General features: G+C 68.4%; 14 protein-coding genes. 6 read left to right on the forward strand and 8 right to left on the reverse strand.

Annotated features, from left to right (window positions below):
• Positions 1–417: 417 nt before the first annotated feature.
• Positions 418–1,581 carry an esterase/lipase family protein gene (locus ACWEMY_RS05745; protein ID WP_375929881.1) on the forward strand — a complete coding sequence of 388 codons (1,164 nt, stop codon included), beginning with the start codon at positions 418–420 and terminating at the stop codon, positions 1,579–1,581.
• Between the two features lie 84 nt (positions 1,582–1,665).
• Here the strand turns inward: ACWEMY_RS05745 and ACWEMY_RS05750 are convergent, their stop codons facing one another.
• Together ACWEMY_RS05750 and ACWEMY_RS05755 are read right to left on the reverse strand one after the other, a co-directional pair.
• On the reverse strand, positions 1,666–2,076 hold the full coding sequence (locus tag ACWEMY_RS05750; protein ID WP_452389039.1) for a VOC family protein: 411 nt from the start codon (positions 2,074–2,076) through the stop codon (positions 1,666–1,668).
• A 4-nt stretch (positions 2,077–2,080) separates the two neighbouring features.
• The gene (locus ACWEMY_RS05755; protein WP_452389040.1) at positions 2,081–2,926 is read right to left on the reverse strand and encodes a helix-turn-helix domain-containing protein; all 846 of its coding nucleotides are present in this window, start codon (positions 2,924–2,926) and stop codon (positions 2,081–2,083) included.
• 225 nt (positions 2,927–3,151) lie between these two features.
• Between ACWEMY_RS05755 and ACWEMY_RS05760 the strand changes: the two genes are divergently transcribed.
• Positions 3,152–4,075: a quinone oxidoreductase family protein gene (locus ACWEMY_RS05760; RefSeq protein WP_375929878.1), complete on the forward strand. Its 924-nt coding sequence runs from the start codon at positions 3,152–3,154 to the stop codon at positions 4,073–4,075.
• A gap of 5 nt (positions 4,076–4,080) precedes the next feature.
• Here ACWEMY_RS05760 and ACWEMY_RS05765 read toward each other — a convergent pair whose 3' ends face one another.
• Positions 4,081–4,677, reverse strand: a complete 597-nt coding sequence (locus ACWEMY_RS05765) for a YbhB/YbcL family Raf kinase inhibitor-like protein (protein ID WP_452389041.1) — start codon at positions 4,675–4,677, stop codon at positions 4,081–4,083.
• A 143-nt stretch (positions 4,678–4,820) separates the two neighbouring features.
• On the opposite strand from ACWEMY_RS05765, the gene ACWEMY_RS05770 reads away from it, so the two are divergent.
• Together ACWEMY_RS05770 and ychF are read left to right on the forward strand one after the other, a co-directional pair.
• The gene (locus tag ACWEMY_RS05770) at positions 4,821–5,678 is read left to right on the forward strand and encodes a helix-turn-helix transcriptional regulator (protein WP_452389042.1); all 858 of its coding nucleotides are present in this window, start codon (positions 4,821–4,823) and stop codon (positions 5,676–5,678) included.
• Between the two features lie 12 nt (positions 5,679–5,690).
• A complete protein-coding gene (gene ychF / locus ACWEMY_RS05775) occupies positions 5,691–6,770 on the forward strand; it encodes a redox-regulated ATPase YchF (protein ID WP_452389043.1) in 1,080 nt (359 codons plus the stop codon).
• Between the two features lie 13 nt (positions 6,771–6,783).
• Here ychF and ACWEMY_RS05780 read toward each other — a convergent pair whose 3' ends face one another.
• Both ACWEMY_RS05780 and ACWEMY_RS05785 read right to left on the reverse strand, forming a co-directional pair.
• Positions 6,784–7,605, reverse strand: coding sequence for a hypothetical protein (locus ACWEMY_RS05780; RefSeq protein WP_452389044.1), 822 nt, complete (start codon positions 7,603–7,605; stop codon positions 6,784–6,786).
• On the reverse strand, positions 7,598–8,581 hold the full coding sequence (locus ACWEMY_RS05785) for a type IV toxin-antitoxin system AbiEi family antitoxin (protein ID WP_452389045.1): 984 nt from the start codon (positions 8,579–8,581) through the stop codon (positions 7,598–7,600). Before ACWEMY_RS05785 ends, ACWEMY_RS05780 begins: the two co-directional genes overlap by 8 nt.
• Positions 8,582–8,678: 97 nt before the next feature.
• Between ACWEMY_RS05785 and ACWEMY_RS05790 the strand changes: the two genes are divergently transcribed.
• On the forward strand, positions 8,679–9,023 hold the full coding sequence (locus tag ACWEMY_RS05790; protein WP_452389046.1) for a DUF1801 domain-containing protein: 345 nt from the start codon (positions 8,679–8,681) through the stop codon (positions 9,021–9,023).
• Positions 9,024–9,033: 10 nt separating this feature from the next.
• Here ACWEMY_RS05790 and ACWEMY_RS05795 read toward each other — a convergent pair whose 3' ends face one another.
• The 3 genes from ACWEMY_RS05795 to ACWEMY_RS05805 all read right to left on the reverse strand — a co-directional run bounded on the left by ACWEMY_RS05795 (position 9,034) and on the right by ACWEMY_RS05805 (position 11,282).
• On the reverse strand, positions 9,034–9,471 hold the full coding sequence (locus ACWEMY_RS05795; RefSeq protein WP_452389047.1) for a VOC family protein: 438 nt from the start codon (positions 9,469–9,471) through the stop codon (positions 9,034–9,036).
• A 94-nt stretch (positions 9,472–9,565) separates the two neighbouring features.
• Positions 9,566–10,138 (reverse strand): TetR/AcrR family transcriptional regulator, encoded by a 573-nt coding sequence (locus ACWEMY_RS05800; protein WP_452389048.1) that lies wholly within the window; start codon positions 10,136–10,138, stop codon positions 9,566–9,568.
• Between the two features lie 40 nt (positions 10,139–10,178).
• Positions 10,179–11,282, reverse strand: coding sequence for an agmatine deiminase family protein (locus ACWEMY_RS05805; protein WP_452389049.1), 1,104 nt, complete (start codon positions 11,280–11,282; stop codon positions 10,179–10,181).
• Between the two features lie 182 nt (positions 11,283–11,464).
• On the opposite strand from ACWEMY_RS05805, the gene ACWEMY_RS05810 reads away from it, so the two are divergent.
• Positions 11,465–12,418 (forward strand): alpha/beta fold hydrolase, encoded by a 954-nt coding sequence (locus ACWEMY_RS05810; protein ID WP_452389050.1) that lies wholly within the window; start codon positions 11,465–11,467, stop codon positions 12,416–12,418.
• Positions 12,419–12,461 lie beyond the last annotated feature (43 nt).

The following is a 12,461-nucleotide window of genomic DNA, read 5'->3' on the forward strand; positions in this document are numbered from 1 at the left end:
CTCGCTCCTTCGTCGCGTACGCCACGGCGCCTGATCGACGGGACGGGCGCGAACCGCCGACTTCGTCGGCGATCCCTCCTCGGGGTCGGGATGTTGTTGTTGCGGGGAGTTGTTCGGGTTTTGTGTAGTGGTGACAGTGAATTCATCGGGTTGCCTGTTGTGGATCACTGTGTCGGTGTTTCTGCCCTGGTCAGGTGGGTGGTCGTGGTGCCGAATTGTCGTTCTCGGAAATGCTCGACTATTTCCTGTGTGTGGCCATGGGGTTTTTCGTGATCAGTTCGTGAACTGTCCAGATGCGGTGGTACCGGGACGATTTCGCGTTGTTCTCGCCTTAGGTTCGGGGCGGCTCATGGGCCGAATCCTTTTCCCTTCGGAAGGCAAGTCTTTATGCGAACTACCGGCGGCCGCAGACGCAGCATGCATGCGGCAGTGATGATCGGCGTCAGCGCTCTCGCTGTCGCCTTGTCCGGGGCCGGCGCCTCGGCGAATCCCACCTCCGAACCCACCGAGCAGGCGCTGGCCGAGATCATCGGCGCGGGTGCCATCGCGGACAGCGGCAGTGCGTCGGGGTCGGGGTGCAACTCGGGGTCGGGCACGGGCTCGGGCAACGGGTCGGGAGACTGCTACGGCGGCTCGGGCTCCAGCTCGGGGTCGGCGGGCGGCTACTCCAGCGACACCAAGGGCTGGGGGCCGCGGCAGACGGCGTTCCTGCCCGCGTTCGCCTACGGCCTGTCCAACGGTGACGCGGCCCCGCCCGGCACCAACGACTGGAACTGCAAGCCGACCGCCGAACACCCGCGTCCGGTCCTGCTGATCCACGGCACCTGGATGAACGCCTACAACGGCTACGCCTACATGAGCCAGCCGATCAAGGACGCGGGCTACTGCACCTTCACCTTCAACTACGGGCGCTCGAACCTGCTCGAGGGCGGTGGCCTCGGTTCGGTGCTGCCGGGCGTGATGGGCACCGGCTACATCCAGGACTCGGCCAAGCAGCTGGCCGGATTCGTCGACAAGGTGCTGGCCGCGACCGGCGCCGACGAGGTCGACCTGGTCGCCCACTCCCAGGGCGGGTCGATGTCGAACTGGTACACCAAGTACGAGGGCGGCGCGGCCAAGGTCAAGAACCTGATCACCTTCGGCGCCACCCACCACGGCACCTCGCTCGACGGCATCGGCGCGCTGGGCCGCATGATCAACAACCTCGGCATCGACATCCTCGGGTTCATCGAGATCTTCGTGGGCCACGCGGGCATCCAGCAGACCATCGGCTCGGACTTCGTCAACCAGCTCAACGCCAACGGTGACACCGTCGCCGGGGTCGACTACACGGTCGTGGGCACCCGCTACGACGAGGTGACCAACCCCTACGACCTGACCTTCCTGAAGGCCGGGCCGGGTGCCACGGTCAACAACATCACCCTCCAAGACGGCTGCGAGCAGGACGTCTCCGACCACCTGACGATGATGTACTCGCCCCGGGCCCTGTCGATCGCGCTGCGCGCGCTGGATCCGGCGAGCAGCCCGAACCTGGTGTGCGAGTTCAACCCGTGGCTGGTCGGAGGGGGTGGTTCGCTGTAACTTGTCGAACCCACGGTGACCGACCGCGATTCTCGGCACCGGCGGACGCGGTGGGCGGCTACTCCAGCCGCCCACCGCGTTCGTTCATTCCCCGGTGTAGGTGCCGAAGCTCCAGAGGTTGCCCTCGGGGTCGGCGGCGCTGAAGCCGCGGGAGCCGTAGTCCTCGTCGCGCAGCCCGCGGATGATCCGCGCGCCCGCGGCGGTGGCGCGGGCGTGCAGGGCGTCGGGGTCGTCGGTGATCAGGTAGAGGGAGGCGGTGCCGGCGGGGCGGCTGCCGAAGGGGGACTCGTCGCGGCCGGTGGAGCCGAACATGATGCCGCCGCCCGCGGGCCAGCGCAGTTCCCCGTGTTCGACGACCGACGGGTCGTCTTCTCTGGCGTAGACCGCTGTCTCGGTGAAACCGAAGGCGGTGGTGAGGAATTCGATCATGGCGCGGGCGTCGTCGAAGGCCAGGCAGGGCCAGACGCCGGTCACGGTGTTGGTTGTGGTGTCCATGGATTCAGCCTCGCGTGTCGGCGGTACTCGGGTCTTGGACGGATGGAACCTCCTCCTCGGTCAGCCAGGTGGTGGGCGAGCAGCCGGCGAGTTCGGCGAAGTCGCGGTCGAGATGGGCCTGGTCGTAGTAGCCGCAGGCGGCGGCGACCTGGGCGATGGAGACGAACGAGGGCGTGGCCGCGAGCATGTGCCGGGCGCGTTCGAAGCGGATGATCCTGGCCGCCAGTTTCGGGCTCGCGCCGAACTCGGCGGTGAACTTGCGGGTCAGGTGCTGGCGGCTCCAGCCGATCCGCTCGGCCAGCGGGGTGATCTCACAGGTGCCGCCGGTGCCGACGAGAGTGCGCCAGGCCCAGGTCAATTCGGGCCCGGCCAGCGACTCGGTGCGGGCGGCGGCCAGCAGCGCCCGGTCGCAGGCGGCGAAGCGGTCCGGCCAATCCCGGTGCGACTGCACGGCATCGGCGAGCTGATCACCCAATATCCTTTGCGCGTCGGTGCATTCGATCGACACATCCCACAGTTCGCGCGCGGGCATGCCGAACAGCACGCGGCTGCCCAGCGGTGTCAGCTCGATGGCGACGCCCTCCTGGAAGCCGGTGTGCGCGATCATCGCGGGGCTCGCCTGCAGGCCGCTGAGGACACAGCGGTAGCGGCCCGGCGCCTGACGGGGATCGGTCTGGGCGACCACGTCGATGGTCGGGCCGATCGCGACGATGAAGGTCATGTGGCGCGAGGGCAGCCCGCGGTGCAGGCCGGGGGCGAAGCCCGCCAGCCGGTAGCCCACGTACCGGTCGATGAACGCTGCCAGCACCGGCGCGGGGGCCGCGGTCACCACCTCGGTGCTCGGCTCCATACCGGCCACGCTACGCCGGGACGGCGCGCTCGGCGTCCGTCAAGCCCGCCACGGTGTGGGATGACGCACGCGTCCCGGCCACCGGAGTGGGGTAACCGTTTCGTGAAGGTGCTCTCCGCAGTGTCGCGGAGTCGGTGAGATTTCGCACTCACACGTCCATGGCCTGTGGAAACGCGCACTCGCCCGGTTACCGTTGCGCCTTCGCCCAAATCTGTAGGAGGTGTCATGCGGCGGGTTCAGTACGAGCGCAGCGGTGGTCCGGAGGCGCTCGAGGTCGTCGCGGCGGAGGTGCCGGTGCCCGGCGCCGGTGAGCTGCTGGTCCGGGTCGAGGCCATCGGGGTCACGTTGTCGTCGATCCGGCGGATCAGCGCCCAGCCGGTCGCGCAGGAATCGCGCGCCGAGGTCGCCGGTGAGGTCGTCGCCGTCGGTGACGGGGTCGACGGCTACAGCGCCGGATACCGCGTCGTCGGCCTGTGCACCTCCGACGCCTACGCCGAATACGTCGTGCTGGCCGCCGACCAGGCCAGCGCCATCCCCGACGGCGCCTCGGCGGTCGACGCCGTCGCGCTCATGCGCAGCGGCCTGGTCGCCCTCGGCGCACTCGACACCGCCGCCCCGCGCGAGGGCGAGACCGCCCTGGTCACCGCCGCCTCCGGCGGTGTCGGCCACCTGGCCGTCCAGCTGGCCCGCGTGCGCGGCGCCGCCTGGGTCGTCGCCGCCGTCTCGGACCCGGCCAAGGCCGATTTCGTGCGCGAACTCGGCGCCGACGAGGTGTTCACCTACGACCAGCTGCACTGCGGCAAGCAGGCCGACTACGCCCTCGACGGCGTCGGCGGCACCGGTCTCGGCGGCACCCTGGCCGGGCTGGCCGAAGGTGGCCGCGTGGTCACCTACGGCACCGGCGGCGGCCTGATCGACGCCGAGGACCTGCTCGCCGGCGGCAAGACCCTCACCGGCTTCCGCATCGGCCGCCTCGCCCAGCGCGACCCGGCCCGCTACGAGGACCTGCGCCAGGAGGTCTGGCAGTACTACGCCTCCGGGTTGCTGCACCCCGTCGTGCACGCCGAGTTCGCCCTCGACGACGCGGCGGCCGCGCACGCGGTCATCGAGCAGCGGGCCAACCTGGGCAAGGTCGTACTGGTTCCCTGATCCGGTCAGCGCCGGGCGGTGGCGGTCAGGTGACCTTCGCCGATGATGTGATCGCGCAGGGTGAAGGTGACCAGCGCGGGCGGTGTCGTCGGCGGCAGCCCCAGGCTGGGAGTGTCGAGCGCCAGGACGGTGAACCGGTAGCGATGCGCCGGGTCACCGACCGGCGGGCACGGACCCAGATAGCCGGTACCCCCGGCGGTGTGGGTGCCCGCGACCGCGCCCGCCGGGGCCGGATCGGTGACGCTGGTCGCGGTGGCCGGGATGTCCCAGGTCAGCCAGTGCCAGAAGCCGGAGCCGGTGGGCGCGTCGGGATCGAACACGGTGAGCGCGAAGCTCTTCGCCGCCGCAGGCGCGCCCGACCAGGTGATGGTGGGCGCGTCGTTGTCGCCGGTGCAGCCCAGGCTCGCGGCGAAACCGGCGCCGGGGACTTCCGAGCCGTCGGGCAGATCGGGACTCGTGACGGTGAACGTCGGGGTCCCGGCCGGAATGTAGGACCGCACGGCGGTCGTATCGTCGGCCGGGGTGTTCGCGTCACCGCAGGCGGTGGTGAGCAGCGCGACAGCGGGCAGTGCGATGCTCGCCAGGGTGCGGGCGATGGTCATGGGTGACTCCTTGTGACACGGGGCGGGGTTGCCGAAACCACCCTCGCGCCGCGGTGGGGTCGTCCGGGAGAGCGTGTCGAGCCTGGTACCCGCGATACCACGATGATTCGCGGCAGGCCCGGCGCCGGGCGATGATCGACGCCATGACGACCCCGCGACGTGCCTGCGAGCTCGGTTCCTTCCTGCGTGCCGCGCGCGAGCGGGTGAGTCCGCGCGAGGCGGGACTGCCCGAGACCGGCCGCCGCTGGACCCCCGGCCTGCGGCGGCAGGAAGTGGCGCAGCTGGCCGCCGTCAGCGTCGACTGGTATATCCGGCTGGAACAGGGCCGGGCCGGAACCCCGGGCTCCGGCGTCCTGGACGGCATCGCCGACGCGCTGCGGCTGGGTCCGGCCGAGCGCACACACCTGCACCTGCTGGCCAGAGGCGAGGCGCCGCCCACACCACACACCCCCGGGCCGGTGCGGGACTCACTGCGCCTGATCGTGGACAGCCTGCCCTGGCCCGGCTACCTGATGGACCACCGCTTCGGCGTCCTCGCGCGCAACGACGCGGCCGCGGCGCTGCTCGGCGACGGATTCGTCGCCGGGGTCAATGTCGCGCACATGATCTTCCTCGACCCCACCTCCCGGGCGACGCAGGCGAACTGGGAACAGATAGCCCGCGAGACCGTCGGCCACCTGCGCCGCAACCGCACCCGGTACCCGGACGACCCCGAACTGGACCGTCTCATCGACGGACTGCGCGCTGCCAGTCCGGAGTTCGCCACCTGGTGGGACGACCACACCGTGCGCGAACGCAGCTTCGGGACCAAACTGATCCGTCATCGCGAGGCAGGCGAGATCCCCGTCTCCTACGACATGCTCGCCGCGCCGGACGGGTCCGGTCAGGTCCTGGCGGTGGTGACCCCGATCGGTCCCGCCGCCGCGCGCGCCGTGCACAGCCTCGTCCTCGCCCGCGCCGATCGCTTGGGTGCCACCAGGCTGCGGGGGATCACCGCGTAGGATCTGATCCTCGTGAGCCTCACCCTCGGAATCGTCGGCCTGCCCAATGTCGGAAAGTCGACCCTGTTCAACGCGCTGACCAAGAACGACGTGCTGGCCGCGAACTACCCGTTCGCGACCATCGAGCCCAACGTCGGCGTGGTCCCGCTGCCGGACCCGCGCCTGGACAAGCTGGCCGAGATCTTCGGTTCCGAGAAGATCGTGCCCGCCGTGGTGTCCTTCGTCGACATCGCCGGCATCGTGAAGGGCGCCTCCGAAGGCGCCGGCCTGGGCAACAAGTTCCTGGCCAACATCCGTGAGGCCGACGCCATCTGCCAGGTCGTGCGCGTGTTCGCCGACGACGACGTGGTGCACGTCGACGGTCGGGTCGACCCCACCGCCGACATCGAGGTCATCGAGACCGAGCTCATCCTGGCCGACCTGCAGACCCTCGAGAAGGCCATCCCGCGCCTCGAGAAGGAAGCCAAGGTCAAGAAAGACCGCAAGCCGCTGCTCGACGCCGCCAAGGTCGCCCAGGAGTTCCTCAACGACGGAACCACCCTGTTCGCCGCGGGCAAGAAGATCGACGCCGAGCTGCTGCGCGAACTCTCGCTGCTCACCGTCAAGCCGTTCCTCTACGTTTTCAACGCCGACGAATCGGTGCTCACCGACGAGGCCAAGGTCGCCGAACTGAAGGCCGCCGTCGCCCCCGCCGACGCCGTCTTCCTCGACGCCAAGGTCGAAGCCGAACTCCTCGAACTCGACGACGAGTCCGCCCTCGAACTCCTCGAATCCATCGGCCAGACCGAACCCGGCCTGCACGCCCTGGCCCGCGCCGGCTTCCACACCCTCGGCCTGCAGACCTACCTCACCGCAGGCCCCAAGGAAGCCCGAGCCTGGACCATCCACCAGGGCGACACCGCCCCCAAGGCCGCAGGCGTCATCCACACCGACTTCGAACGCGGCTTCATCAAAGCCGAACTCGTCGCCTTCACCGACCTGGTCGAAGCCGGCTCCATGTCCGCCGCCAAGGCGGCAGGCAAGGTCCGCATGGAAGGCAAGGACTACATCATGTCCGACGGCGATGTCGTCGAGTTCCGCTTCAACGTGTAATCCGGCTGTGGGTTCACGCAGGTAAGAAGGCTGTGAGGCTGTCGACCGCCTGGCGTGCTGCCATGCGGTCGGGATGCGTTTTCGACCGTTGACGAGCGAAGTATTCGATGAGTAGGTCGCGGTTGGTTCGCTTCCAGGACTCGGACAACTCCGCTACTCGCGTCGTTCCGAGGACGGTCGATATGTGCTCGCCGAGGAGATACAGCGCGGCGGTGTCGACATCGACCTCGGCTTTCAGCAGCAGGTCGGTGCGCGGTCCGTAGAGCTCGGCACGGATATCGGGGTCGTTCTGGTACCAGCTGCATGCGATCGAGATGTCTTCAGCGTCTTTGTACTCGCCGTTGACCGACCTGTCGCACCAGGCCTTCAGTTTCAGAGCGGCGTAACCGGCAGGCGTGGGTAGGCGGACCCGGTTGCCGCTCGGCAAGACGAGTTCCTCGGCATGGGAGAAGACCTCTCGGAAGCCGAAAACATCGAGGGAGTCCTTTCTGCCTGGTAGGACTGTCGTCCCGGTCGGGTCTTCGATCTCGCCGAACGGGACGACATCGACCGCGATGCCGGCGATCGAGTAGCGAATGTCGGTGGTTCCTGATCGAGGCAGCGCCGCGACGATCCGTCGATAGTCGGCATCGCCGGCGACGGCTATGGCGATGTCCACGTCATTGGTGGAGCGCAGCCCCTCGGTACGGCCGAACGATGTGTGCACCAGGTCGCGGCAGTGCGCGCCGATGATCATGATCGACGCGTCGTTCGCGCCGGTGGCCGATACCAGTTCGGCGATCACCTTGTCGATCAGATCCGATGACTGTTCGTCGATGCGCTCAGGATCAAACAAGGTCGTCTCTCCTCAAGGCTTCCGCGACTTCGGCCTGTCGTGGTTCTTTCGACGCCAGGAGATCCGCGTATACCAGGACCGGTGGTGCTGCCGAGTCCGTGAACGCGCCGAATGGCTGGGGATCGGTGGCACCGGCGGGTTCGGTCCAGAATTTCTGGCGGATCTCGATGTTCGGATCGTCGGATCTGTGCCAGCCGTTGCGTATGGCCACCATGGGATCGAAGTCCCGGGTGTAGACCGTCAGCGTTTGGGGGTGTCTGATGGTGTCGACCGCGGATTCGCCGCTGACCAGGTGTCCCGGCGGTGGTGTCCAGTCCCGGATGTCGCCTGCGTAGGCGTGGTCCCGAATCTTCGGCAGGAGGGTGCCTCGATACGCGGCGGACCAGAGATCAAGGAGTTCGTCTCGGCGATGGAGCGACCTTCCGACCAGGTAGTCGGACTCCTTCATGATTTCCAGCGTCGATTGGGTGATGCCGACAGATGTACCTGCCGTCTGGGCGATGCTGCGAACCGGCCCATCGAGCAGGCCCGGCCACGACAAGATCCCGAAGAGGACCTGCATTCGTCTTGCGCTGAACAGATTGGCTTCGGTGTGTCGGCGGTCCTGGCGCGTCAGTGCGCTACGGCGTCCCCGGATGTCGATGAGGATCTGACCGAAGTCGAGGTGGGCGTTTCCCGCGTAGTCGATGAAGTCGATGTGGGCGTCTCGGAGCGCGTCGGCGGTTCGGCTGCTGATCTGGGAACTGGCGACGAGCAGACGATGCGAGCCGGGGTGCTGGTCGATACGGGCGAGCTCTGACAGGGTCGCATGGGGTAGCCACGCCATCTGGTACACCGTGCTGGAGCTCTTCCGGCCGACTTCGACGAGGGCTGTCTGGGGTGAGGTCCAGTCCAGGATCCGGAGATCGATCGAGATCGCCGCCGCTACCTCGGCGAGCCTGCGAGCGATGTCGCTGTCGCGCGTTCGACCTTCCATGTTGTTCAGTTTAAGTGAACATGCTGAAATATTGAACATGTCGGATGGTCTCCGCATGTTCCGCTTCAACGTGTGAGGTGCGGCTTATCATCGGGGGATGGCTGAGGACTGGCGGGTCGGGCGGGTGGAGGACATTCGGGCGCTGATCAAGGCGGCGGAGCCGGATGTCGTCGAGGAGATGAAGTGGAAGAAGCCGTCGAATCCGGAGGGGGTTCCGGCTTTTTCGCTGGACGGGTTGATCTGCACCTTGGAGATGTACAAGGGGAAGGTGAAGGTGAACTTTGCCAAGGGGTCTTCGGTGAAGGATCCGGAGGGGCTGTTCAATGCCAGTCTGCATGCGCCGGTGGGGCGGTCGATCGATCTGCACGAGGACGACGAGCTCGATCCCGAGGCGTTCAAAGCGTTGATCAACGAGGCGGTGCGGGTCAACCGGGCGCGGTGACCCGCGGCGGTCAGTGGAGTGCTTCGGCGAGGCCGAGGAGGATTCCTTCGGGGCCGCGGAGGTAGCAGAGGCGGTAGACGTCTTCGTAGCGGACGACCTCGTCGCTGACGAGTTCGGTGCCGTGGGCGCGCAGGCGGGTGAGGGTGGCGTCGATGTCGTCGACCTCGAACATGACGCGCAGGTAGCCGAGGGCGTTGACGGGGGCGGTGCGGTGGTCGGCGATGACGGCGGGTTCGAGGAAACGGGAGAGTTCGAGGCGGCTGTGGCCGTCGGGGGTGCGCATCATCGCGATTTCGACGCGCTGAGTGCCCAGGCCGGTGACGCGGCCCGCCCATTCGCCTTCCACGGCGCCCTGACCTTCGAGTTCGAGGCCGAGTTCACGGAAGAATTCGATCGCCGCGGTGAGGTCTTCCACGACGATGCCGACGTTGTTCATCCTCACGGTCATGGCGCGAGTCTAGGACGGTGTCGGCCCGGATGCGGGGGCACGCCGAACTCGGGCGCGCGTCACCGGGACGCCGGCAACCAGCGGGTGTCGAGCGTCAGGTGCCTGCCGGCGGCAACTCGAGGGCGATGGCGCCGGCGAGGAGTTCGCGGGCTCGCGCGAGGGTGAGCGAACCGCTGTGCCATCGTTCGCTGAGACCCTCGACCAGCGCGGTGAGGCGCTCGGCGGCGTCGGCCGGATCGACCGTGGTGGCGACGCTGCCCGCGTCCGTCGCCGCGCGGATCAGGGACGCGATATCGGCGTTCCAGGATTCGGTGGTGGTGCGCAGCGGGGTGCGCAGCTCGGGGTCGAAGGCGGCGGTGGCCCGCAGTTCGCCCCAGGCAAGGCTGGTCTCGCGCACGTCGGCGGTGTCCTGCAGTTCCTGGAGCAGCATCTGTTCGAGGCGGGCGCGCGGGTCGGTGGTGGGTGCGTCGGTGTAGGTCTGGGCGCGATGGTTGATGTGGGCGAGCGCGGCCCGCAGGATGCCCGCGCGGTCCTTGAAGTGGTAGTAGATCAGGGCCGTGGAGACCTCGGCGGTCGCGGCGAGCTTGTCGACCCGCAGTCCGCGCACGCCGTCCTGGGCGATGACGCGCACCGCGGCTTCCATGATCTGAGTACGACGATCCGACACGATTCCTCACAGTAGGTCCCGGTGTTCGTCCGGGCGCGGCTCAGGCGGCGGGTTCCTGCTGGGTGGTGCAGTGGATACCGCCGCCACCTGCGGCGATGCCGTCGATATTGATCTGCACCACGTCGCGTCCGGGGAACAGCCGGGTCAGGGTGGCCGCGGTGGCGCCGTCGGCGGCGGGATCGCCGAATTCGGGGGCGATGACGGCGCCGTTGCACACGTAGAAGTTGATGTAGCCCGCGGCGAAATCGTCGTTCTCGAACCTCTCGCGCACGGTCGACGGCCCGGCCAGCACCTCCACCCGCAACGGACGGCCGCGGGCGTCGGTGGCCGCGCGCAGGATGTCGAGGTGGCGGCGGGTGACGTCGTGGTCGAAGGAGTCGGGGTCGTTGTCGAGTCCGGCGACGACCACGCCGGGGCCGGTGAAGCGGGCATAGAAATCGGTGTGCCCGTCGGTGATGTCGTGCCCGGCGATGCCGGGCAGCCAGATCACCTTCTCGATGCCGAGCAGGTAGTCGAGCTCCTCCTCGACATCGCGCTTGCTCCAGCCGGGATTGCGATTGCTGTTGAGCACGCAGCTCTCGGTGATGATCGCGGTGCCCTCGCCGTCGACCTCGAGCGCGCCGCCTTCGAGCACCAGATCGGTGTGCCGGGTCTCGACGCCCGCGCGGGCGGTGACGAACTGCGCGACCTTCGCGTCGGCGCGGTGCTGCTGCTTGTCGCCCCAGCCGTTGAAGTTGAAGTCGACACCGGCCCTGGTGTTTCCGCTGCGCACGAAGACCGGACCGGTGTCGCGCATCCACAGGTCGTCGAGATCGGTGGGGATCAGCTCGACGTTCGCGGTGCCGATCAGGCTCTGGGCCAGGGCCTGATCGGTGGGCCGGACCAGCATGGCGACCGGTTCGTAGCGGGCGATGGTGGTGGCGATGGTGGCCAGGTTGCGCTGCACTTCGGGGACGAGGTGCGCGCCCCAGATGTGTTCGTCGGCCGCGAACGCCATCCAGGTGCGCTGGTGGGGGTGCGCTTCGTCGGGCATGAGCCAGGCGCGGCCGTCGTCGGGCTCGTCGCGGGAGCTGTCGTCGCAACCGGTCCACAGCACGCTGCCGAGCACGGCCATCGTGGTCTGAACGAACGTTCGTCGTCGCATCTGTTTCTCCTTCTGGGTCCCTCCACCGTAGATCCTGACTAAATTTTCAGTCAAGCCGGTGCACCTAGGTGGGAATTCCGTGCACCCTCGGTGCGGCGGTGTCAGCACTCGGGGATCTGCTGGTGGGGGCCGATCCGGTGGAGAGTTGAACCTGTCGAATTCACCTGGAACCGGAGGCCACGATGTCGAGCATCAGCACAATCGCCCACTCGGCGCAGCGGCGTGTCGCGGTCTCGACGAGCGACGGGGTCGAGCTGGTGGTGCGGGAGTACGGGCGGCGGTCGGCGCAGGTCACGATCGTGCTGATCCACGGGCACTGCCTGCGCAGCGAATCCTGGACTGATGTGCGCGACGCGCTGCTGCGGGGCAATCCCGAGGCGCGGATCGTCTGCTACGACCATCGCGGGCACGGCGACTCGGGGACCTCGGCGGGGCGGTCCTACAACCTCGAGCAGCTGGGTCACGATCTGGGCGATGTGCTCGCCGCGGTCGCGCCGAGTGGGCCGGTCGTGCTGGTCGGGCATTCGATGGGCGGGATGACGGTGCTGACCTACGCCGATCAGCATCGGGACGAGATCGGCACGCGGATCGTCGGCGTCGGGCTCATCGCGACCGCGGCCAGCGGGCTCGCCGACGCCGGTTTCGGGCGGCTGCTGCGGCATCCGATCGTCGCCGGGTTCCAGGCGGCGGTGCGGCGGGCGCCGCGGCTGATGCAGCGGGTGAAGCGGGTGGCGTGCACGGTGTTCGCGCCGGTGGTGCGGGCCGCGGAGTTCGGTGACCGGAAGGTCAGCCCGCGGGTGCTGGCGCTGGCCTACGCGATGCACAACGAGACGCCGATCGTCACCATGGCGAGTTTCCTGAGCGCTTTCATGACCTACGACCGCACCGATGTGCTGCCCGCGCTCTCCCAGATCCCGACCCTGATCCTGAGCGGCACGGCCGACCTGATGACGCCCCCGTCGCACTCGGTCGCCATGGCCGCCGCCGTGGACTACGCGGATTTCGTGCTGATCGACGGTGCGGGCCACTCGGTGATCCTCGAACAGCCCGCCCAGGTCGCCGAGGCGATCACCCGCCTGACCGACCGGGCCACCGCCGAGCAGGTCGACCGCACCCACCTCGCCCTCGCCGCCTGACCGCCACCCGCGGTGCACGAAGGCGCACTCGGTAGGGCATGCA

The sequence above is a fragment of the Nocardia sp. NPDC004415 genome (assembly GCF_053602435.1).

What these genes read in the sequence shown, in the direction of transcription:
- ACWEMY_RS05790 (WP_452389046.1), top strand. Translation starts at nt 8,679, where the DNA reads ATGGCTGAGGACTGGCGGGTCGGGCGGGTGGAGGACATTCGGGCGCTG.
- ACWEMY_RS05745 (WP_375929881.1), top strand. Translation starts at nt 418, where the DNA reads ATGCATGCGGCAGTGATGATCGGCGTCAGCGCTCTCGCTGTCGCCTTG.
- ACWEMY_RS05765 (WP_452389041.1), bottom strand. Translation starts at nt 4,677, where the DNA reads ATGACCATCGCCCGCACCCTGGCGAGCATCGCACTGCCCGCTGTCGCG.
- ACWEMY_RS05750 (WP_452389039.1), bottom strand. Translation starts at nt 2,076, where the DNA reads ATGGACACCACAACCAACACCGTGACCGGCGTCTGGCCCTGCCTGGCC.
- ACWEMY_RS05810 (WP_452389050.1), top strand. Translation starts at nt 11,465, where the DNA reads ATGTCGAGCATCAGCACAATCGCCCACTCGGCGCAGCGGCGTGTCGCG.
- ACWEMY_RS05785 (WP_452389045.1), bottom strand. Translation starts at nt 8,581, where the DNA reads ATGGAAGGTCGAACGCGCGACAGCGACATCGCTCGCAGGCTCGCCGAG.
- ACWEMY_RS05795 (WP_452389047.1), bottom strand. Translation starts at nt 9,471, where the DNA reads ATGACCGTGAGGATGAACAACGTCGGCATCGTCGTGGAAGACCTCACC.
- ACWEMY_RS05755 (WP_452389040.1), bottom strand. Translation starts at nt 2,926, where the DNA reads ATGGAGCCGAGCACCGAGGTGGTGACCGCGGCCCCCGCGCCGGTGCTG.
- ACWEMY_RS05760 (WP_375929878.1), top strand. Translation starts at nt 3,152, where the DNA reads ATGCGGCGGGTTCAGTACGAGCGCAGCGGTGGTCCGGAGGCGCTCGAG.
- ACWEMY_RS05805 (WP_452389049.1), bottom strand. Translation starts at nt 11,282, where the DNA reads ATGCGACGACGAACGTTCGTTCAGACCACGATGGCCGTGCTCGGCAGC.
- ACWEMY_RS05770 (WP_452389042.1), top strand. Translation starts at nt 4,821, where the DNA reads ATGACGACCCCGCGACGTGCCTGCGAGCTCGGTTCCTTCCTGCGTGCC.